Genomic DNA, 19501 nt, shown 5'->3' on the forward strand with positions numbered 1-19501 from the left:
GGCAGGGCTGATATGCCGCGGCGTTGCGATCTATGGCGGGTGGGTATCGTTCACGCCCCGATCGACCGGATTGCCCGGCATGGCCTGGACGATGGCAGCCGCGTGACGTGGCTGGATACTGGCCCGTCCTTCACGTTCGATGCCGATCCGTTCGGCTTGTGGCGCGATGGCATTCTCCATCTGTTTGTCGAACAATATGATTATCGCACGCGGCATGGCGTGATCGATCTGCTGCGGTTCGATCGCGATCTGGCGTTCATCGGCCGCCAAACGGTGCTGCGCGAACCATGGCATCTGTCCTACCCCAATGTGTTCGAAGCGGACGGGGCGATCTGGATGCTGCCCGAAGCCAACAGGTCCGGCACGTTGACGCTGTATCGCGCGGATGATTTTCCCACGGGCTGGCAGGCGGTGGCACGGCTCCCGCTGGATGGCGCGGCGGTCGATGCGACGCCGTTTCGGCATGATGGGCGATGGTGGCTATTCTACAGCGCGTCGACCAGCAAGGATATGCGGCTTGGCAGCCTGCATGCGGCCTGGGCGGATGAACTGACCGGCGAATGGCATGTCCATCCCGGCAATCCGGTCCGCCTGGATCGTGGCGGCGCGCGGCCGGGGGAACGCCGTTCCTGCTGGATGGCGAGGTGGTCCTGCCGGTGCAGGATTGCAGCCGCACCTATGGCGGCGCGGTGCGCTTGTTGCATATGCCGGTGTTGACGCCCGAGCGGATCGAAACCCGTCTGGGCGCGCGGATCGCCGCACCACCTGCTTTTGCCCCTTATGTCGAAGGGCTGCATACGCTGGCCGCCTGCGGGCCGTTCACGCTGATCGATGCCAAGCGGGTCGATCGGTCGGGCCGGGGCTGGCTGATCGATCTGGCGCGGATGATCAGGGGCGCGGCAACCGGCGCATGATATCGGCCCCGGCGGCGGCAAAGGCGTCCGCGCCGAAGCGATCCAGCGCCCGTGCCCGCGCCGCCGCACCCAATGTGGCCAGTTGTTCAGGTTCGGCCAGCAGCCGGGCAAGCGCGGATGCCAGGGCCGCCTCGTCATTCGGCGGCACCACCAGGCCGGTTGTGCCATCGACGATCGAATAGGGCATTTCACCCACCGCCGATGCGATGGTCGGCAAGCCAGCCTGCATCGCTTCGTGGACGGCGATGCACAGCCCTTCGGATCGTGACGGCTGGACGTAAAGGTGCAGGCCGGCCAGGAAATCGCGCGGATTTTCGGTGTAGCCGGCCAGCCTGAAATTGCCGACGCCGGCGTCGCGGATCGCCTGTTCGAGCACGGCCCGCCCGGCGCCGTCGCCGGCGATGACCACTTCGAACGGGGCGGGCGGGTTGAAACCATCGGCCTTCAACCGGGCCAGCGCGCCGATCAGCACGTCATATCCCTTTACCGGGTGCAGCCGGCCCAGCGTGCCGATGCGGACCGGTTCGCCCGGTTGCCAGGGCGTTGCCTGTGGTGCGGCGGGATCGGCCGAGAATAAGGGCCAGATCGCCAGCCGTTCGGCGGGAACGGCAAGGCGGGCAGCGGTGAGCGATGCAACGCAATGCGAATCCGCGATCCACAAGGCCGATCGCTTCTGGCGCGCGCGCAGCAGCAGCCGGTTTGCGGGTTTGAGATAAGCGGCATGCTGCCAGCTCACCACCGGGATGCCCATGCGCTGGCCGGCAATCTGGCCCAGCAGGGTTGCGCGGGTCAGCGATGTCCAGATGATGTCGGGCCGCCAGGCCGTCAGGCTTTCGGTGATCCAGCGCAACGCGGCCAGATGATCCTTTTCGCCATCCGGGCGGATGCTGACTTCCAGCCCGGCGTCCAGCATCGCCGGCAGCCCGCGCCGATCGCGCCCGGTGAGCGCGAAGACGCGGACGTCGGCGCCATGGTTGCGCAATATACGGGTGACGGCGGGCACCGGCCCCGCGGCGCCGCCGCCTTCCACCGAATTGATGATGTAGGCGATGCGCATCAGGGGGCCTTCGTCGCGATGTCGGGGGCAGGGGTGGTGTTCTTGTGCAGCGCGAACCACAGCAGCAGCGCGGCGGTCGCGCCCGCTTGCAGCATCGCATGCCAGCCCGCGCCAATCAGGCCGAATTGCTTGAGCATCAGCGGCAACAGCGGCAACAGGCCCAGATTGGCCACCAGATTGGCTGTCACCGACCGGCCGGGGCGGCCCAGCGCGACCAGCGCGGCGCTGGCGGGCGGGGCAACCAGCAGGATCGCGCGCGCGCAGGCCAGCCAGAACATGACGGCAGCGGCACCCGCATAGGCCGATCCCCCGATCAGGACGGCAATTTCCCGCCCGAACACAAGCAGGATGATCAGCACCGGAAGGGCGGCTGCGGCTGCGATCGCGATGCTGTGGAGCACGGCGCGTCGCAATCTGGCGCCATGTCCGCCGGCCGCCACCAGCCGCGCCAGTTCGGCATAAGCGGCGAAACCCAGGATCTGGGCGGGTTGGGAAATCACCACGGTTGCGCGCTGCGCGATCGCATAGAGGCCAACGGCTTGCGGGCCCAGTATCCAGCCGATCACCAGCGGGGCCACGCGGCCGGCCAGTTCGCCCAGCGTAACATCGGCATTGGCGGTGATCATGAAACGCCAGATGCCCGGATTCTGGGCGAGCACGCCGTGCAATCCACCGCGCAGCGACGTTCCGGCCAGTGTTTTGCGGGCGACGTGGATCGCCATCAGCCACATCGTCAGCCATTCGACGAGCGCGGCGACGAGCCAGGTGATCAGAAATGCCTGTAGGCCAAGGCCCGCCGCCCACGCGATCAGCGCGCCCACCAGCCGAACCGTCGGCGATATCGCGTTGTGGATGCCGAGCAGATCGAACCGGCCCATCAGTTGCAGATATCCGGCGGCCGTGGATCGTACCGATGCCAGCACCGCGAGGCTGTAGGGAATGGCAAAGGCCAGGGCCGTTGCCGACCAGCCTAGTCCGGGGCCAAGAATGGGGGCCAGGATCGCCGCTGCCAGCACGGCGGCGATCCCGGCGGTCATTTCCACCGTGCCGATGAAGCGCAGCAGCCGCGCCAGCGCCGGCCGATCATCGCGGGACAGCGCGCTCGCGCCATAGCGGACCACCGCATGCCAGCCCTGAAACTCGACGATGCCGCCCACCGTCAGGGCGAAACCATGGACGAGGATCAGCACGCCATAATCGGTTGGCCCCAGCGCGCGCGCCGCGACGATCATGTAGATCAGGCTGATGATCCCGGCGGCCGCCTTGCCGGATAGCAGGCGACCCAGATTGCCATAGATGCGCCGTACGATCCCGGCCGGTGCGGCTTCACGCATCGTGCTGGGTCGCCGGTTCAGGCAATGCGGTGGGCCAGACGAGGCCCGCCACCTGGGCTATGGCCCGCGCTGCCCGTTGGGATGAAGGGGTTTCGGCAAGGTCGAAGCTGTAGTTGAAAAGGCGTTCCTGCACTGGGCGGTACAGCCTGTCCTGATCGCGGCGCGCATTTGCCAGTGCGGAACCGAGTTCGGCGACGTCGCCGATGACGGGGCCTGCCGTCCAGTGGGCGAAGTTCGCATCGCCCTGCCATGGCGTGTGATGCGCGTCGACGAACACGCACGGGCGCGGCTCGATCAGAAATTCGTAAATCTGGCTACTGGCGTCGCCCAGATAGATATCGGCGCGGTTGGTATATTCCATCGTCGTCGATGCCCGGCTGCCAAGATCGATATGGATGTTGGGCGCTTGCCGGAACCGTTGTTCGATCGGGCCGGGGCGGTCGACCCGCAACTGATCGATCGTCAGCACGAACGGCCGTTCGTACAGCATCACGTGCGGCGCGAAGATCAGTTCATATTCGGGGTGCGCGATGAACCAGTCCAGGATCTGCCGGCCCATCTTGTACCAGGACGACAAATGCGGGGATGGGTGCGGATTATAGAGCACCACCGGCCGGCCATGCGGGGCCGGTTCGTGCCGGCTTGCGGGCGCATGCAGATCGAATTTCGGATAGCCGACAATAGTGATGCGATCGGGATCGAGATGGGCTTCGGCGATCAGCCGGTCGCGAATCTTCGGGCCGGACACCAGCACATGATCGAAGCCCGCGCTCGCTTTGTCGAAACCGATCGCCCGGTCCCCCGCGCCATGGCGGGTATGGATGATCTTCAGCCTGTCGAGACCATAACGGGTCTTCAAGGCCAGCGACGTCTTTTCCGCGACGACAAGGATGTCGAGCGAACGAAAGAAATCCAGATTGTCGCCATAGATAAGCAGCTTGGCGGCAGGGGCCAGCCGGCCGGCGACGCGCGCGACGATCCGGCTGGCGGCTTTGCGCAGGCCTAGCCGCACCAGCGTCAGGCTGCGCCCGATCGCATCGCCCGCCAGCCGCCGGACTTCGGCTTCAACCCGGTCATTGGTGGTCGCCAGAACCACTTCGGCGCCGGTGCCCGCTTCCGCCAGCGCCAGCGCGACCGGAAGGCTGTGGGCAACCTGGTGAACCTGATCGTGATTGAAGAGAAAACCGACCCGCATCGCGACTCCCAGCATTGGGTCCACCCTCTACACGAGGCGGGACCGGGTTGAAGCGAAAACGCGCCATGGCTGGCTGGCGCAAGGCCGGTGCGCGGTCCATGACGGTATCCGCCGCGCGCGGATGCGGTTGGCGCGCGATCTTTGTGCCACGAATGCGATTGCGGATACGCGGTGTGTTTTGATGGGTGATTGCGCAAACCATCGCCAAAGGACATGAAACATACGTCTTTGCGCAACCACAGGCGAATCATGCCGGGCTGGATTAGGGGATGGCGATATGGCGCGGATTGGCCTGTGGCTGCTGGGCGGGTTTCTTGCCCTTGTCGGATTGGCGCTGGGGCTGGGCGGCGGCTGGCTGATCCAGCTTGGCGGCTCGCCTTATTACCTGATCACCGGTCTCGGCTGTGTCGCATCCGGCGTGTTGATCTGCCGCGGAAAACGATCCGGCGTGTGGATCTATCTTGCGGTTCTGGCCGGCACGATTGCCTGGGCGTTCTGGGAAGTGGGCGCGGATTTCTGGCAATTGCTGCCACGGGTGGGCGGGCCGCTGGCGATCGGCATCTATATGCTGATGCCCTGGGTGCAGCGCCCGCTTGGCGGCGGAACAAGTCCCGCCGCACCGGGCCGCAAGGGCCGCAGCACCGCTGCTGCGGTCATGGCGGTTGCCGGCGTGGCGGCGCTGGGCGGTGCCGGTTGGCTCGCCTTTGGGCATGTCGCTTTGTCCGCGCAGGATCAGGCGGCCACCGCCGCGCCGATCGGCGCCGGCGGCGATGACTGGCCCGAATTTGGCCGAACCGCATCCGCCACGCGTTATTCTCCCGCGTCGCAGATCACGCCGGAGAATGTCGACAGGCTGACGGTGGCCTGGACCTATCGGACCGGCGATATCGCGGCCAATTACCCGGCCACGAAATCGGCCTTCATGTTCGAAGCGACGCCGATCAAGGTGGGCGACAGCCTGATCTTTTGCACGCCGCACGATATCGTCATTTCGCTCGATGCCGACACCGGCAAGGAACGCTGGCGGCATGATCCCAAGGCCAACGACAGCGGCGTGGCGATGCTCGTCTGCCGCGGCGTTTCCTATTTTGAAGCGCAGGAACCGGTGGCGGATTGCCCGCGCCGGGTGCTGGTCGCCACGATCGACGGGCGGATGATCGCGCTGGATGCCGATAGCGGCCAGCGCTGCCAGAGCTTTGGCCGCAATGGCGAAATTTCGCTGCTTGATGGGCTTGGCCCGGTCACGCCGGGTTTCCAATATGCCACGTCGCCGGCGACGATCATCGGCAATGCGGCGGTGATCGGCGGGTTCGTGCTCGATGGTGTTGCCACCGATCTGCCGTCCGGCGTGGTTCGCGCGTTCGACGCCCGCAACGGCAAGTTTCTGTGGGCGTGGGATATCGGCCGGCCGGAAGGGGCGGGCGCGCTCAAGCCCGGTGAAATCTTCACCCCCGGCACGCCCAATGCGTGGACCTTGTTCAGCGCCGATCCCAAGTTGGGCCTGGTCTATGTGCCCACGGGCAACAGCACCCCCGATTTCTTCGGTGGCACGCGCACGGCGGCGGCCGATCGCTATTCCAGTTCGGTCGTCGCGCTCGATGCCGCGACAGGGGCGGCGCGCTGGTCATTCCAGACGGTGCATCATGATCTGTGGGATTATGATGTCGGTTCGCAGCCGGTGCTGGTCGATCTGCCGGTCGGCGGGCAAATCGTGCCCGCGCTGATCCAGCCGACCAAGCATGGCGAGGTCTATCTGCTCGATCGGCGCAACGGCAAACCGCTGGCGACGGTCGAGGAACGGCCCGCGCCGCAGGGCGACATTCCCGGTGAACGCTATTCGCCGACGCAGCCCTGGTCGACGGGCATGCCCAGCTTCACCCCGCCGCCGTTGACCGAAGCGAACATGTGGGGGGCAACCCCGCTCGATCAATTGTGGTGCCGCATCCAGTTCCGCCAGATGGATTATCAGGGCAAATATACCCCGCCGTCGGTGCGCCGTACCTTGCAATATCCCGGCAATTTCGGGGTGATCGACTGGGGCAGCGTGGCGGTGGATGAAGGCCGCGGGCTGATGGTGGTCAACACCTCCTACATGCCGTTGACGGTGCGCCTCGTCCCGCGTGCCGAAGCGGACAGGCTGATGGCGGCGAGTGCTGGAAACGGCCACAAGGGCCTGTCGCCGCAGCGGGGTACGCCCTATGCGGTCGATTTCGCGCCGTTCCTGTCGCCGCTCGGCCTGCCGTGCAACGCGCCGCCCTGGGGCAAGCTGGCCGCCGTCGATCTCAAGAGCCGCAAGCTGGTGTGGGAAACCACGCTTGGCACGACGCAGGATCACGCGCCCCTGGGCATCGCCGTGCCGGGCGTCTTCAACCTCGGCGGCGCGGCCGTCACCAAGGGCGGCGTTTCGTTCATCGCCGCCACGATCGACAATTATCTGCGCGCGTTTGATACACGGACGGGCAAGGAATTGTGGAAGGGGCGTTTGCCCGCGGGCGGGCAGGCCAGCCCACTGACCTACACGTCGGGCCGCACCGGCAAGCAATATGTGGTCATCGCCGCGGGCGGCCACGGCTTCATGGGCACCACGCCCGGCGATCATGTCGTGGCATACGCCCTGCCGGATTGATCGATTTTAACCTTGTTTGACTCTGCGGGGGCGTTCGCACCGTCTATAAGATGATCATCAGATACCCAGAAGGGTCGCATTAGAGGTCGCCAGCAATGGCGGCCTCTTTTTCGTCAAGGACGGATCAAATGGCCCTGGTGATCAGCACCGGGATGCTGTGAATCTCCGCCCAGAAATCCTGCTGGCGCAAAATGGCCGCGCTCCGGGTGGCGATGTCTTCGCTGGCGTACCAGCCAAGCGCTTGCCAGCGATCATAATATCCGTCTGGTGGCGCCCGGTTTGCGCCTGCGCCCATCCCTTGCGTCAGGGCGTGATCAAGGCTGGGGCGGCCGATCACGATATGGGTATAGGTGTGCGATGCGCTGATCCGCTGGAATGTCTGGCCGTGCGCGCGGGCGATATGCAGCCGTGCCATGGCAAAGGCCGCGGATGACGATATTGCGTTCATTCTGCTGTTCCGGGGCGGGGGGCTGTCCTTCAAATCAATGAGCGCCGATTGGTGGGACGGAAAATTGCTCCGTCAGGACCGGAGGGAGCCGGTTCGCAAACGCGGCTCCCTCATTTTCGGGCTTTTGGGAAGGCGGTGGCAACATGGCTCCGTTCTCCCCGATAGCCGGATGCAGTCCTGTCCGTTTGCCCACCGGGGCCTTGGTGGACAAAAACCATGATAATCGGGTCGGCGCGCGGGGTCGCGTCAAGCAGTGTAAAATGGCTTTCTTGTGCAGGGGATATCGCGGCTGGCATGGTGCGGAGCGAAGCGGTATCGAGGCATATGCATATGGGGACCTTTGCGAAATCGATCGTTCTGGCCGGATTGTTGGTCGGCGGATGCGCAGGGCCGCCCCGGCAGGCCGTGGCCACCAGCGGTGCGCTGCCGGCCGGCGCCGGGTGGTCTTTTATCCTGCAGCCTGATGATTCCGCGCTGTTGGCCGCGCTTGAACCGCAGGTCCGGCAATGTTTCGTCGATATCGGGGCGGCGCCCGGACAGAAGGATCCGGCCTATATCGTCCAATGGTCCTTTGCGGATCGCCCCGGTGGCGCCAATGTTTTCGTGCACGATGACGCGCCATCGGCGCAAATCCCCGGTGTTTGGGCCGATGGGAAGGGGTCGGGCCGGCGCGGTCGGGCATTGGTGACGATCGGCGTGATCGATGCGGCGAACGCGCAGCAGGTCTATCGGGTGTCGGCAACCGAACATCATGGTCGCAAGGCTGATCCCGCGCGCGCTGCGCGCCTGGTTGAGGCGGCCTGCAACGCCATGCGCGGCCAGTAGAAGAACCGCTGCGGATCAATCGATCAGCGGCAATTCCACTGTAAAGGTCGATCCTTCGCCAAGGCGGCTTGCGCCCGAAACATTGCCGCCGTGGCGGGCAATGACGGCGCGCACGAAAGCCAGCCCCAGCCCCACGCCTTCGATGCGCGCCGCCCGCCCGCCGGATACGCGCCGGAACGGTTCGAACAGCGTTGCCAGTTGTTCGGGGGCGATGCCGATCCCTTCATCGCTGATCGCGCATACCGCAATGCCGCCAGCGGCGGTTTCCCGCCGGCTGAGGTGACAGCGGATCGTGCCGCCATCGGGGCTATATTTGATCGCATTGCCAACCAGGTTGATGAACGCCCGCGTCAACAGCGATCGTTCGCCCGAAAGGAACAGGTCGTGTCGTTCGCCTTCAAGGATGACCGGCATGCCGCGCGCCGATGATTGCGGCCACAGATCGTCCACGGCGTCGATCAGCACATCGGCCAGGTCGACGTCCTCAAGGGCATATTGGTGCGATTCCGCGCGCGCGAGCTGGACGAAACTGTCCGCCAGCGCCAGCGTTCGCTGGGCATAGCCCTTGATCCGCCGGCCGATTTCCTGGTCGATCTGGTCGGCGCTGCTATGGTCGATCACCGCGATGATCGATGCCTGCGGCGATCGCATATCGTGCGTCAGCAACTGGCGCACATCTTCTTGCCGGCGCAATGCGGCCTTGGCGTCGCTGATGTCGACGATCCGGGCGATCCAACCAACCGGCTGGCCGTCGCTGGCATGTTGCAGGGCATAGCGCAGATCGAAGAAACGCCCGTCCGCCGTCGTCACTTCCGTCGCGGTCTCGGCCTGCGGGGGCGGGAAGACGGAAACGGGCATCGTGGCGTCGGTGGGCTGGAAATGGCCGAGCAGGGCGGTGATGTTCTCGCCGGTGCCGTTGTTCCCGGTCAGGCTGGCCAGCAGCTTTTGCGCTTCCTGATTGGCCAGCATGATCTGCCCGTCGCAATCGGTGACGAGCATCGCGTCGGGCATCTGGTGGAGCCGGTCGGATACGAAGTGCCGCAGATCGCGGGTGCGTTTGATCGCGTCACCCAGCAATTGTGTCTGGCGGCCGACAATGTCTGTTGCGGTAAGCGGCGTCTTGTCGAACGGCAGCAGTTCGGGTTCGTCGCGCAGTTGCTCCAGCTCGCTCACCATATAGGCGCTCACCGCCGCCAGCCGCCGCCAGCCCCACAGCGGATAGACGATGGCAAGGCCGATCATCGCGGCCGCCGGCGGCAACCAGATTCCGAACAGCATCAGCCCTGCGGTCGCGGCGAAGATCACCGCGAGCAGGGCGAAAAGCAGCAGGATCGTGCGGCGCGGGCTGAGGCGGCGGAACGCGAACAGCAGCCCCCACAGGGGCAGCAGCGCAGCGATATAGAGTGCGACGCCCTCCACCGGCCGGATCAGGCGATCGGTCAGCATCGAATCGAACAGGTTGGCAAGGATTTCGACGCCCGGCATCACGCCGCTGGGGCCGGCAAGCGGGGTGGGATATTGGTCTCCCAGCCCGTCGCCGGTCGCGCCGATCAAGATCAGCCGGTTGTGCAGGAATTGCGATGGCACTTCGCCGCGCAGCACGCTTGCCGCCGATATGGCCGGAAAATGGCCCGGTGGGCCGGCATAGGCGATCATCGCCGAACGCTGCGCCGGGGGCAGGGTGGGGTCGGTCGCGCCACGCAATTGCTGATAAGCGAGCGCGATCACATGGGGCCAGCGGCGCTTTTCATCCCCGGTGGACAGGGCGATGCGGCGGACCAGCCCGTCGGCATCGAACGTCAGATTGGCGTGGCCGATGCCGGCTGCGGCCTTTCGCACCGGTTCGATCGGTTCGATCACGTCGAATGCCGCGCCATTCGTGCCCGGCGCGCTCAGCAGCAAGGGCACGAAAACCGGCGCCCCGGCTTGCGCCATGGCTTCGCCCAGCCGGTGATCGGCGTCGGGCGGGCCGGGTTCGGTGAACAGGATATCGTCGATGATGGCGCGGGGGCGCGCCTTGGCGATAGCCTGCAACAAGGCGGCGTGGCGTTCGCGCGGCCACGGCCATGGCCCGATTTCGCGCAGGCTGCGATTGTCGATCGTCACCAGCAGGATATCGGCGGCCGGCGGCCGTTCGCCGATGCGCAGCAGATTATCGTAAATCAGATTGTCGATCCGCGCGGCCGTCCGATCGGCCACCAGGAACAGGATCAGCGCGCTTGAAAGCAAGGCGACCAGCCACCAGTCGAACCGCAGCCGGAAGGCGCTGGGGCTGGCGGTCATCGCGTCGTGGCGATGTGAAACCGCTCGCTGCGCGACCAGGCGCCGTTCGCTTTGCCGTCGGCGAACAGCAGGGACATGACCCGCCAGCAATAGGTGCCGGCGGGGAGATCCCGGATGGTTATGCTGCGCGTATCGAGGCTGACTTCATCGACCAGCGGGGCAGCCGCTTCGCCGCAGGTGCCAAGCTGAAACCGGAAGCGGGGGATGCCCTGGCCCTGCGCATCCCAGCGGAACTGATAATAGCGATGCCCGCGATCCTGCTTCTGATCCATCGCGGTGCGGACATTGTTGAGCCGCCGTTCGAACGCATAGGTTTCCGCCAGGCCTTCCAGGCCATTCGCGTCGGTTGCCGAGACCCGGACGAAATAGGTGCCATCGGGCAGCGACGCCATTTGTGTGCTCGGAGTGGCGGTTTCCTCCTCCCTGATCACATCCAGGAAGCCGGCGTCGCGCGCGATGGTGACATGATAGCCCTTGGCCGCTGCCATCGGTTCCAGCGCAAAGGCCAGTTCAGGTTCGTGCTGGGTACGGCCTGGCTGCACCAGCACCGGCGCGCCCAGCAGGGCGATCGGCGTATTCGGCGCAGCACTGTCGGACGACGTGCCGAACCCGGCCGGGATCAGCAGGTTTCGATGCTTGTCGGATGACGCAAAGGCAACCTTGCCTTCGATCACTTCGGTCGTCGCTTCCTGTTCGGCCGGATCATAGCCGACGCGATATTCCGTGCCCCGTACGGCGGAGACGGCAACCGGCGTGGTGATGTGGAAGGAACTGTCCGGATCGGGCATCGGCGTGACGATGGCGCGCGCGCGGCCGCGTTCAATCGCGAAATCGCGTTCGACCGCTCCGGTCATGACGATGCGTCGCAGCCGCTGCACCTGCACCCGGCTTTGCGATGGGATCGAAACGATGGATCCATCGGCCAGCGCCAGCGTCAGGAAGGCGTTGGCGCCCGTTTCGATCGTGCTGGTTTCGCCGATCGGCAGCCCTACCTTGATGGCGGCCTTGCTGCCCGCGACGGTGACGACAACCGGGCCGCTGAACGTTTTCACCCGCGCGGCCGTCAATTCGCGGCGCAGCAGATGTTTCGGGATGTTCAGCGTGCGGCCAACCGGAATGCGATACGGATTGGCAATGTGATTGATCCGCTGGACCGTCGCGAAATCATTCTGGCCGACAAAATATTGCGCGGCCAGCGTGTAAAGGGTGTCGCCCGGGCGCACCACATAGCTGGCCATGGGCTGGGGCGGGCGTGGCGCCGCAGTCGCTGCCGTCGCGATTGCCAGTATCGCTGCCCAAACCGAACGCTTCACGGCGGGTTTCACACCACAGTCTCCGGCAGCAGTTTTTCCAACCGATAGCCATAAGCGTAGACCGGAACCAGCTTATAGCCATTTTCCGGCCGCAGGTTCAGTTTGCTGCGGATTTTGGAAATATGGGCGTCGAGCGTGCGCGTCGGCAGGTCCGGCCGTCGGCCCCATAGGGCGTCGAAAATATAGGAACGCGACAGCGCCCGGTGCAAATTACGGAACAGCAGCAGGGCGAGCAGAAACTCTTTCGACGTCATCGGCACCGGCGTGCCTTCGTGGGTGATGCTTTCCAGGCTGGTGTCGAAAACGTAATTATCGAAGGTTTCGATACTGGTGGTGGCCGGTGCCGGGTAGGCGCGGCGCAGCACGGCTTCCACCCGTGCGGCCAGGACAACGGCCTGCAGCGGCTTCACGATATAATCGTCGGCGCCGCCGCGCAGGCCTTCGACGATATCCTCTTCGGCCGATCGGCTGGTGAGCAGGATCACCGGTGGCGGCTTTTCGATATGTTCGCGAATCCAGCCGAGCAGCGCGATGCCCGTCAGATCAGGCACATTCCAGTCCAGCAGCAGCAGATCGAAGGTTTCATGGTGGAGGACATTCAGCAACTTCCGGCCGCTGTGGAATGTCGCGCAATTATGCCCTGCTTCCAGCAGGACCGATTCTACATGGGCCGCCAGTGCTGGATCGTCGTCTAAAATGGCAATCCTCATGTCGCATCAACTCATTTTCGTACCGGTCTGATCCCGCAATTTTCCTCATTTAACCTTGTTGGGGGGTTATAGAAGGCGGACTCAGGTTAATTTACAATTCTTCATATGCCCTGCACTGGCAGCCATGCCATGGGATGGCTTCGATATCGTTGCTTTCATGGTGAAAGCGCCAGGATATTGGCTGGCAGGCGCATGATGAAATTCCGGGCCGGCGGGTGGCTGGCGATCCTGACGGGACGAGACGATGCTGGATTCAGGCGTCGTGGCGCAGTCGTCGCAGGATTGTACCTGATCATGCTAATCGCTCTTATACGATTTTATCCTTAGTGTCAGTTAGATGATCCGCGTCACTGGTGCGGCCTAGGGGCAGTTGAGGCGCGGTCACGGGTGACAGGGGGCATCCGCCGCCTATAAGCGGGCGGCGACTGGCAAAGGGGATGGGTATGGCCGACGATTCACATGCGCGCCCGCCGCATGAGACGGACATTGCCGTCGCGGCCCAAGCGCATGTCGCCTATACCCGGCGTCAGCATTTTGCGGGGCTGAACGGCATTCGCTGCCTCGCGATCCTGGCGGTCATCTGGCACCATGCGCCGCACCCGGCCTGGATGCCGATCATGACCCGGGGGTTTTTCGGCGTCGATCTGTTCTTCGCGCTCAGCGGGTTCCTGATCGCCACCCTTTTGATCCGCGAAAAGGCCAAAAGCGGGCGCGTCTCGCTGAAGAATTTCTGGATACGCCGCATGCTCCGGCTGGTGCCGGCTTATTATTTCCTGCTTGCCGCGCTGGTTGTCGTCTATCTCGTCTTCAAGCCCGGCAGCCCGGACACCGCGAAACTGGTGAACGGGTTGCCCGTTTATGCGCTCTATCTGTCCAACTGGTTTCATCCGGACGCGCCCAATCTGGCGCCGACATGGTCACTCGCGACGGAAGAACAATTCTATCTCGTCTGGCCGCTGGTCGAAGCCTTCGCCGCCCCCTTGGTCGGCGGGGCGATCTGGCTGGCGGCGTTCGTCGGCAATCAACTGGTGAATTTCGGCTTGCTCGACGGGGTGATCGCCCAGCATTTCGGCCTTGCGCCGGATCAGCATCCCGAAATCCTGCAGACCACCTTTACGCCGATCCTGCTCGGCGTCGCGCTGGCGCACCTCCTCCATCGCCGTGGCACATATGCGATCGTCGCGCGCGTGGCGGGGTGGCGCGGGGCAAGCTGGGCCTATGCCCTGCTGCTGCTCGCCCTGCTGAACCTGCCGGCGGCTGATATTTCGGGGGCATTCCGCCTTGCCCTGCACGGGGTGTCGGTCTTGTTCATCGCCGCCATCATCCTGCGGCCGCAGGGCCTGTTGGCCCGTGGGCTGGAATCGCGCGTACCGAATTATATCGGGACGGTCAGCTATGGCATGTATCTGTACCATTTGTTCTGCATGCACGCGGCGACGGCGATCGCGTCCAAGGCCGGTGCGCCCTGGGCGATCTTCATCCTGACGGCGTTGCTGACCCTGCTGGTTTCCGCGGCAAGCTATCATGTTCTGGAAAAACCGTTTCTGGCGATGCGATCGCGGTTCCGCATCCTCAACCCCGCGGCCGACCCGCGCGAGCCGAACCCGGCGCTCACCTGATTGATCATTTGACGGAACCAATGTCGCGTTTCGGTGTCGATCCGGGTGTGGCGGGTGCGCCCTGCGGCGAACCCGGCGAAACGGGAGACTGTCATGTCGAAGATTACGCCATGCCTGTGGTTCGCCACCGAGGCCGAGGATGCGGCGCGTTTCTACGTCTCGCTGGTGCCCGATTCGCGAATCGATCATGTCCAGCGCAACCCGGTGGATGCGCCGGGCGGGGCTGCCGGAACGGTGCTGGTCGTTCGCTTCACGCTGGGCGGAAATCGCTTCATGGCGCTCAACGGCGGTACGGCGTTCGCCTATACCCACGCCATTTCGTTTCAGATCGATTGTGCCGATCAGGCACAGGTGGATCATCTGTGGGACGGGCTGTCCGCCGGCGGGTCGATCGAACAATGCGGCTGGCTGAAGGACCGTTACGGCGTGTCGTGGCAGATCGTGCCCAAGGTGCTGGGGGAATATCTGGGCGATCCCGATCTGGCAAAGTCCGGCCGGGTGATGCAGGCGATGCTCGGCATGGTGAAGATCGACATTGCCGGCCTGCGCCGCGCTTATGATGGCGGCTGAACAGGCGGCTGGCGCAACAAGGTGGCGTTGTGGAATAATCCCCTCAAGCGAGGTGATGCGATGTTCGTCGCGGTCTATTGGTGGCGGGTCCACCCCGGCAAGGAAGAACAGTTCCGCGCGGCATGGCGGCGCGGAACCGAACTGATCACGGCGGCCTATGGCAGCTATGGGTCGCGTCTCCACCGCACCGCCGATGGCCGTTTCGTCGGGGTTGCCGAATGGCCCGATGAAGCCACCTGGCGCCGGGCGTTCGATGCCAAGATGGTCTATGACGATCCCGCCACCCGCGCGGCCTTCGTCGATGCGATCGCCGATGCCCCGCGTGAACCGCTGCTGGCAATGGCGGTGACGGATGATCTGCTGCTGCGCGATCTGGGCCTGGCGGATGAGGATGAGGGGCGAGGATGATGCTGAAGGGTAGCTGCGATTGCGGGGGCGCGGCGTTCCCCGTCGATGCCGATGCGCTGGCCATCCACCATCATGATGGCGCGAAGCTGTAATGGCCGGGCGGATCCGCGTCGGCATTGGCGGCTGGACCTATGAATCGTGGCGCGGCCTGTTCTACCCCGATGGTTTGGCCAAGACGAAGGAACTGGCCTATGCCGCCGCGCGGCTGACCGCGATCGAGATCAATTCGACCTATTACAGCACGCAAAAGCCGGAAAGCTGGCGCAAGTGGGCGGATGCGACGCCCGATGGCTTCATGTTCAGCGTCAAGGCGTCGCGCTTCTGCACCAACCGGCGTGTGCTGGCGGATGCGGGCGATTCGATCGCCAAGTTCATGGGGCAGGGGCTGGATCAGCTGGGCGACAAGCTTGGCCCGATCCTGTGGCAGTTCATGGCGACCAAGGCGTTTGATAAGGGTGACTTCGCAGCCTTCCTGGGCCTGCTGCCCGCCAAGCTCGGCGATCGCCCGCTGCGCCATGCGGTCGAGGTGCGGCATCCCAGCTTCGTCGATCCGGCCTTTGTCGATCTGGCGCGCGATCATGGCGTGGCGATCGTCTTTGCCGATCACGCCGAATATCCGGCCATCCCCGATCACACGGCCGATTTCACCTACGCCCGTCTCCAGCAATCGCGGGAAGATGAGCCGACCGGCTATAGCCCGGCCGAACTCGATCAATGGGCGGCGCTCGCCGGAAACTGGGTGGCTGCGGGCGACGCGTTCATCTTTTTCATCAGCGGGGGCAAGGCGCGCAACCCGGCAGCGGCCGAGGCGCTGATCGCCAGGGTCAGCTGATCGGTTGGGGATCATCGCGCAGCAGGCCGCGCGCTACCAGATCGGTGCGCAGGGCCGGCGCATCGCGAAAGACATGGCCGATCAGCCCGGCATCTTCGCCCGCGGCCACATTTTCAGGGCGATCGTCGACGAACAGCGCTTCGCCGGGGGCCAGGCCGAATCGCCGCATCGCCAGCGCAAAGATTGCAGGATCGGGCTTCACCAGCCGCTCCTCGCCGGAGACGAGGATGTCGCAGAAGCGATCGAACAGCGCGGCATTCGGCGCCCGAAATGGCGGCCAGAATTCGGCTGAAAAGTTGGTCAGCGCGAACAGCGGCACGCCAGCGGCATCGAGCGCGGCGACGATATCATGGCTGCCGGGAATCGGGCCGGGAATGGATTCGCTGAAACGCGGGCCATATTGCGCGATCAGCCCGGCATGTTCCGGGTACAGCGCGGAAAGCTCCGCACTGGTCTCGGCAAATGGGCGGCCCGCATCGTGCTGGCTGTGCCAGTCGAAGGTGACGACACGCGTGACGAAATCCTCCAGCGCCGCCGGATCGGGGATCAGGCGGGCGTAGAGGTGCCGTGGGTGCCAGTCGAACAGGACGTGGCCGACGTCGAAAACGACGGCCCGGAGCTTGTGGCTCAGCCCTGGCGCGCCTTGAAGCGACGGTTCGTCTTGTTGATGACGTAGGTGCGGCCGCGACGACGGATCACGCGGTTGTCGCGATGGCGCCCCTTGAGCGATTTGAGCGAGTTGCGGATCTTCATGGCCGAAACGCCTGCCTTATCTCTAGTCGTAAGTCGGAAAAATGCGAGGCGCTCCCCTATTCAACGGTCCGCACCGAGTCAAGCAGATGCGTCCAAACTCGCAAAAGAGGTTGGACAACGGTTTCAATCCGCGTTCATGTGACGGCGGGACACAAGAAGGAATCTGGACCATGTGGCTTAGCCGTCTTGCAATTTTTGGGTCCGCGCTCGCGCTTGCGGGGTGTGCGGCGCAGGTGCCGCCGGTGCAGGTGACGCGCTTCCATCTCGGCCAGCCGCTGGCGCCCGGCGAAGTGGCGGTCGAACCGCGCGATCCAACGCTGGCCGGCAGTCTGGAGTTTCGCGTCCAGGCCGGGGCGGTGAGCGCTGAACTGGCGCGCCGCAACTATCGGCTGGCGGCGGGTGTATCCAAATCCGAACTGGTCGCGGTGGTCGATGTGATGCAGCGCAGCCGGATGGACGGGAACGGCGGATCGCCCGTATCCGTGGGGATCGGCGGCGGCAGCTATGGCGGCGGTGTCGGGCTGGGCGGCGGGATCAGTTTCCCGATCGGCAAGGCGAAGTCGCGCGAAGTGGTGCAGACCGAACTTTCGGTTCAGCTCAAGCGGCGGTCGGACGGGACGGTGATCTGGGAGGGGCGGGCGCGATCCGAAGTGCGCGGCGGCACCCCCGAAGCCACGTCGGAAGCGATCGTGCGGCGGCTGGCGGCCGCATTGTTCGAAGATTTCCCCGGCGAATCGGGGCGTACGGTGACGGTGAAATAGCCACGACAACGATGGGTGCGGACATGGATATCGGGATTTCGGCTGCATTTGACAGCGGCAACATCATCGTCGTCGATCGCACCGGCGACAGTTTCGATCTGGAGATCGCCAAGGACCATCATTCCGATTTCTACCAGTGGTTCCATTTCCGGCTGACCGGGGCTGCCGGCCGCGACGTGACCCTGCGAATCCTGAATGCGGCCGGATCCGCTTATCCCGGCGGCTGGCAGAATTATCACGCCCGCGTTTCGGAAGATCGGCGGACATGGCGGCAGGCAGCCGATACCAGCTATGCCGATGGGGTGCTGACGATCCGCTACCGGCCGGCCACCAACAATGCGTGGTTCGCCTATTTCGCGCCTTATTCGATGGAACGGCACCATGATCTGGTCGCGCGGATCGCGGCGCGGCCCGGCGTCACCTATGCGTCGCTTGGCCGCACGCTCGACGGGCAGGAACTGGATTGCCTCACCATCGCCGGCGGCAAGAAGCAGGTCTGGCTCTACGCCCGCCAGCATCCCGGCGAATCCATGGCCGAATGGTGGATGGAAGGCGCACTCGAACGGTTGACCGATCCGCAGGACAGCGTTGCCCGCGCGCTACGCTGTGCCGCGACCTTTCATATCGTTCCCAATATGAACCCAGATGGTTCGCAGCTTGGCCATCTTCGTACCAATGCGGCGGGTGTCAACCTCAACCGCGAATGGCATGAACCGTCGCTCACGCGCAGTCCGGAGGTGCTTCACACGCTCAACCGGATGGTTGAAACCGGTGTCGATTTCGCGATGGACGTGCATGGCGACGAAGCGATCCCCCATGTCTTCATCGCCGGTTTCGAAGGCATTCCCAACTGGACCGAACGGCAGGGGCAACTCTACCACCGCTTTCGCGATACGCTGGCGCAGCGCACGCCCGATTTCCAGACGGTGCACGGCTATGACACCGCAGCGCCCGGCAAGGCCAATCTGTCGATGTCGACCAACCAGCTTGCCAACCGCTTCGGCTGCGTCGCGATGACCCTGGAAATGCCGTTCAAGGATAATGACGACCTGCCCGACGGCGAATTTGGCTGGTCGCCCGCGCGATCGATCCGGCTGGCGGAGGATTGCCTGGCCACGCTGTGCGAAATGATCGACGCGATCTGATGCAGCCGGCGCGGCGCTTGGGCGCAAGCGGATGCGCCGGCATCTTCGCAGCCCCACATAAAGGGACATGATCTTGCGGCTGCTGCCATGCTGAACTTGTTTCAGCCTCCATTTCCCAGCTTAGGCTGCGATGTTCATGGCACGATGGCCCTGAAACAGGTTCAGGGTGATGGCGCGCGGGAAGGGAGCGGCAGATGACGTTGCGGCTGGAGGATATCGAACGCATCAAGCAGCTCAAGCATCGCTACATGCGGATGCTGGACAGCGGCGACAATGACGGCCTTACCGGCTGTTTCGTGCCCGAGGCGACGATCCGCTACGAAGGCGGCTCCTACCTGTACGAGGCCGGAAGCCGCGATGAGATCATCGGCATGCTGAGCCAGATGCAGAACAACCAGTTTGTCGGCATGCATCTGGCGCTGATGCCTGAAATCACGGTCCATGATGCCGATACGGCCGAGGGCCGCTGGTACATGGTCGACTGGGCGGTCAACATGGCGACCAACCGGATGACCCATGGCACCGCGCTCTATCAGGATCGCTATGTTCGCCGCGACGGCGAATGGCGAATCCTCCATTCGGGCTATGTCCGCCTGTTCGAACGGGTGGAGACGCTGGCCGAACCGATCGATCTGAAAAGCCATGTTTTCGCGCGCTTCGGCCCGCCGATGCTGGGGGGCGTGCTGCCGCGCTGATCGTGGTGCTGGT

Annotated in this window: 20 protein-coding genes; 11 read left to right on the forward strand and 9 right to left on the reverse strand. The window is 64.5% G+C overall.

The features are described from left to right. Positions 1 to 12: 12 nt before the first annotated feature. The gene (locus tag KC8_RS15825) at positions 13 to 717 is read left to right on the forward strand and encodes a glucosamine inositolphosphorylceramide transferase family protein (protein ID WP_232455556.1); all 705 of its coding nucleotides are present in this window, start codon (positions 13 to 15) and stop codon (positions 715 to 717) included. After that, positions 690 to 914: a hypothetical protein gene (locus tag KC8_RS20370; protein ID WP_232455557.1), complete on the forward strand. Its 225-nt coding sequence runs from the start codon at positions 690 to 692 to the stop codon at positions 912 to 914. The genes KC8_RS15825 and KC8_RS20370 overlap by 28 nt, the downstream gene beginning before the upstream one ends. Here KC8_RS20370 and KC8_RS15830 read toward each other — a convergent pair. Genes KC8_RS15830 through KC8_RS15840 form a run of 3 tightly spaced genes read right to left on the reverse strand, consistent with a single transcriptional unit; the run spans position 889 to position 4515 of the window. Continuing rightward, positions 889 to 1971, reverse strand: coding sequence for a glycosyltransferase family 4 protein (locus tag KC8_RS15830; protein WP_010123945.1), 1083 nt, complete (start codon positions 1969 to 1971; stop codon positions 889 to 891). The genes KC8_RS20370 and KC8_RS15830 overlap by 26 nt on opposite strands. After that, positions 1971 to 3305, reverse strand: coding sequence for a lipopolysaccharide biosynthesis protein (locus KC8_RS15835; RefSeq protein WP_010123943.1), 1335 nt, complete (start codon positions 3303 to 3305; stop codon positions 1971 to 1973). Before KC8_RS15835 ends, KC8_RS15830 begins: the two co-directional genes overlap by 1 nt. After that, entirely contained in the window at positions 3298 to 4515 is a 1218-nt protein-coding gene (locus KC8_RS15840; protein WP_198360948.1) for a hypothetical protein, read from the reverse strand. The genes KC8_RS15835 and KC8_RS15840 overlap by 8 nt, the downstream gene beginning before the upstream one ends. A 262-nt stretch (positions 4516 to 4777) precedes the next feature. On the opposite strand from KC8_RS15840, the gene KC8_RS15845 reads away from it, so the two are divergent. Further along, positions 4778 to 7126 carry a membrane-bound PQQ-dependent dehydrogenase, glucose/quinate/shikimate family gene (locus tag KC8_RS15845; protein ID WP_010123939.1) on the forward strand — a complete coding sequence of 783 codons (2349 nt, stop codon included), beginning with the start codon at positions 4778 to 4780 and terminating at the stop codon, positions 7124 to 7126. A 124-nt stretch (positions 7127 to 7250) separates the two neighbouring features. On the opposite strand, the gene KC8_RS15850 is transcribed toward KC8_RS15845, so the two are convergent. Beyond that, the gene (locus tag KC8_RS15850) at positions 7251 to 7574 is read right to left on the reverse strand and encodes a hypothetical protein (RefSeq protein ID WP_029624314.1); all 324 of its coding nucleotides are present in this window, start codon (positions 7572 to 7574) and stop codon (positions 7251 to 7253) included. A 330-nt stretch (positions 7575 to 7904) separates the two neighbouring features. Here KC8_RS15850 and KC8_RS15855 point away from each other — a divergent pair, with 330 nt between their 5' ends. After that, positions 7905 to 8399, forward strand: coding sequence for a hypothetical protein (locus tag KC8_RS15855; protein ID WP_138956605.1), 495 nt, complete (start codon positions 7905 to 7907; stop codon positions 8397 to 8399). A gap of 15 nt (positions 8400 to 8414) precedes the next feature. Here KC8_RS15855 and KC8_RS15860 read toward each other — a convergent pair whose 3' ends face one another. Genes KC8_RS15860 through KC8_RS15870 form a run of 3 tightly spaced genes read right to left on the reverse strand, consistent with a single transcriptional unit; the run spans position 8415 to position 12705 of the window. After that, positions 8415 to 10682, reverse strand: coding sequence for a CHASE2 domain-containing protein (locus KC8_RS15860; protein WP_010123930.1), 2268 nt, complete (start codon positions 10680 to 10682; stop codon positions 8415 to 8417). Further along, entirely contained in the window at positions 10679 to 11995 is a 1317-nt protein-coding gene (locus KC8_RS15865) for a FecR domain-containing protein (protein WP_138956604.1), read from the reverse strand. Before KC8_RS15865 ends, KC8_RS15860 begins: the two co-directional genes overlap by 4 nt. Positions 11996 to 12003: 8 nt before the next feature. Continuing rightward, complete coding sequence (locus KC8_RS15870; protein ID WP_010123924.1) at positions 12004 to 12705, reverse strand: response regulator transcription factor; 702 nt, start codon at positions 12703 to 12705, stop codon at positions 12004 to 12006. 443 nt (positions 12706 to 13148) lie between these two features. On the opposite strand from KC8_RS15870, the gene KC8_RS15875 reads away from it, so the two are divergent. The 4 genes from KC8_RS15875 to KC8_RS15890 all read left to right on the forward strand — a co-directional run bounded on the left by KC8_RS15875 (position 13149) and on the right by KC8_RS15890 (position 16134). Then, complete coding sequence (locus KC8_RS15875) at positions 13149 to 14324, forward strand: acyltransferase family protein (protein ID WP_010123922.1); 1176 nt, start codon at positions 13149 to 13151, stop codon at positions 14322 to 14324. Positions 14325 to 14417: 93 nt separating this feature from the next. Further along, entirely contained in the window at positions 14418 to 14894 is a 477-nt protein-coding gene (locus tag KC8_RS15880; RefSeq protein WP_010123920.1) for a VOC family protein, read from the forward strand. Positions 14895 to 14954: 60 nt separating this feature from the next. Beyond that, positions 14955 to 15302, forward strand: a complete 348-nt coding sequence (locus KC8_RS15885) for an antibiotic biosynthesis monooxygenase family protein (protein ID WP_010123917.1) — start codon at positions 14955 to 14957, stop codon at positions 15300 to 15302. Between the two features lie 91 nt (positions 15303 to 15393). After that, positions 15394 to 16134 (forward strand): DUF72 domain-containing protein, encoded by a 741-nt coding sequence (locus KC8_RS15890; protein ID WP_010123916.1) that lies wholly within the window; start codon positions 15394 to 15396, stop codon positions 16132 to 16134. Here KC8_RS15890 and KC8_RS15895 read toward each other — a convergent pair. Together KC8_RS15895 and ykgO are read right to left on the reverse strand one after the other, a co-directional pair. Further along, positions 16127 to 16765, reverse strand: coding sequence for an HAD family hydrolase (locus KC8_RS15895; RefSeq protein WP_029624311.1), 639 nt, complete (start codon positions 16763 to 16765; stop codon positions 16127 to 16129). The genes KC8_RS15890 and KC8_RS15895 overlap by 8 nt on opposite strands. Continuing rightward, positions 16762 to 16887 (reverse strand): type B 50S ribosomal protein L36, encoded by a 126-nt coding sequence (ykgO, locus tag KC8_RS15900; protein WP_004210176.1) that lies wholly within the window; start codon positions 16885 to 16887, stop codon positions 16762 to 16764. Before ykgO ends, KC8_RS15895 begins: the two co-directional genes overlap by 4 nt. A 170-nt stretch (positions 16888 to 17057) precedes the next feature. Between ykgO and KC8_RS15905 the strand changes: the two genes are divergently transcribed. From KC8_RS15905 to KC8_RS15915, 3 genes are all read left to right on the forward strand, one after another. Next, entirely contained in the window at positions 17058 to 17648 is a 591-nt protein-coding gene (locus KC8_RS15905; protein WP_010123905.1) for a DUF4136 domain-containing protein, read from the forward strand. Between the two features lie 23 nt (positions 17649 to 17671). Further along, positions 17672 to 18793 (forward strand): M14 family metallopeptidase, encoded by a 1122-nt coding sequence (locus KC8_RS15910; RefSeq protein ID WP_029624310.1) that lies wholly within the window; start codon positions 17672 to 17674, stop codon positions 18791 to 18793. 194 nt (positions 18794 to 18987) lie between these two features. Continuing rightward, positions 18988 to 19488, forward strand: coding sequence for a nuclear transport factor 2 family protein (locus KC8_RS15915; protein ID WP_010123903.1), 501 nt, complete (start codon positions 18988 to 18990; stop codon positions 19486 to 19488). Positions 19489 to 19501: the final 13 nt, after the last annotated feature.

This window comes from Sphingomonas sp. KC8, assembly GCF_002151445.1.
In the GTDB taxonomy this organism is placed as follows: domain Bacteria; phylum Pseudomonadota; class Alphaproteobacteria; order Sphingomonadales; family Sphingomonadaceae; genus Sphingomonas_E.

Excerpts from the sequence above, each read along its gene's own strand:
- KC8_RS15870 (WP_010123924.1), bottom strand. The coding sequence starts at position 12,705 with ATGAGGATTGCCATTTTAGACGACGATCCAGCACTGGCGGCCCATGTA.
- KC8_RS15830 (WP_010123945.1), bottom strand. The coding sequence starts at position 1,971 with ATGCGCATCGCCTACATCATCAATTCGGTGGAAGGCGGCGGCGCCGCG.
- KC8_RS15850 (WP_029624314.1), bottom strand. The coding sequence starts at position 7,574 with ATGAACGCAATATCGTCATCCGCGGCCTTTGCCATGGCACGGCTGCAT.
- KC8_RS15880 (WP_010123920.1), top strand. The coding sequence starts at position 14,418 with ATGTCGAAGATTACGCCATGCCTGTGGTTCGCCACCGAGGCCGAGGAT.
- KC8_RS15855 (WP_138956605.1), top strand. The coding sequence starts at position 7,905 with ATGGGGACCTTTGCGAAATCGATCGTTCTGGCCGGATTGTTGGTCGGC.
- KC8_RS15885 (WP_010123917.1), top strand. The coding sequence starts at position 14,955 with ATGTTCGTCGCGGTCTATTGGTGGCGGGTCCACCCCGGCAAGGAAGAA.
- KC8_RS15905 (WP_010123905.1), top strand. The coding sequence starts at position 17,058 with ATGTGGCTTAGCCGTCTTGCAATTTTTGGGTCCGCGCTCGCGCTTGCG.
- KC8_RS15845 (WP_010123939.1), top strand. The coding sequence starts at position 4,778 with ATGGCGCGGATTGGCCTGTGGCTGCTGGGCGGGTTTCTTGCCCTTGTC.
- KC8_RS15840 (WP_198360948.1), bottom strand. The coding sequence starts at position 4,515 with ATGCTGGGAGTCGCGATGCGGGTCGGTTTTCTCTTCAATCACGATCAG.
- KC8_RS15915 (WP_010123903.1), top strand. The coding sequence starts at position 18,988 with ATGACGTTGCGGCTGGAGGATATCGAACGCATCAAGCAGCTCAAGCAT.
- KC8_RS15825 (WP_232455556.1), top strand. The coding sequence starts at position 13 with ATGCCGCGGCGTTGCGATCTATGGCGGGTGGGTATCGTTCACGCCCCG.
- KC8_RS15910 (WP_029624310.1), top strand. The coding sequence starts at position 17,672 with ATGGATATCGGGATTTCGGCTGCATTTGACAGCGGCAACATCATCGTC.
- KC8_RS15890 (WP_010123916.1), top strand. The coding sequence starts at position 15,394 with ATGGCCGGGCGGATCCGCGTCGGCATTGGCGGCTGGACCTATGAATCG.
- ykgO (WP_004210176.1), bottom strand. The coding sequence starts at position 16,887 with ATGAAGATCCGCAACTCGCTCAAATCGCTCAAGGGGCGCCATCGCGAC.
- KC8_RS15875 (WP_010123922.1), top strand. The coding sequence starts at position 13,149 with ATGGCCGACGATTCACATGCGCGCCCGCCGCATGAGACGGACATTGCC.
- KC8_RS15860 (WP_010123930.1), bottom strand. The coding sequence starts at position 10,682 with ATGACCGCCAGCCCCAGCGCCTTCCGGCTGCGGTTCGACTGGTGGCTG.
- KC8_RS15835 (WP_010123943.1), bottom strand. The coding sequence starts at position 3,305 with ATGCGTGAAGCCGCACCGGCCGGGATCGTACGGCGCATCTATGGCAAT.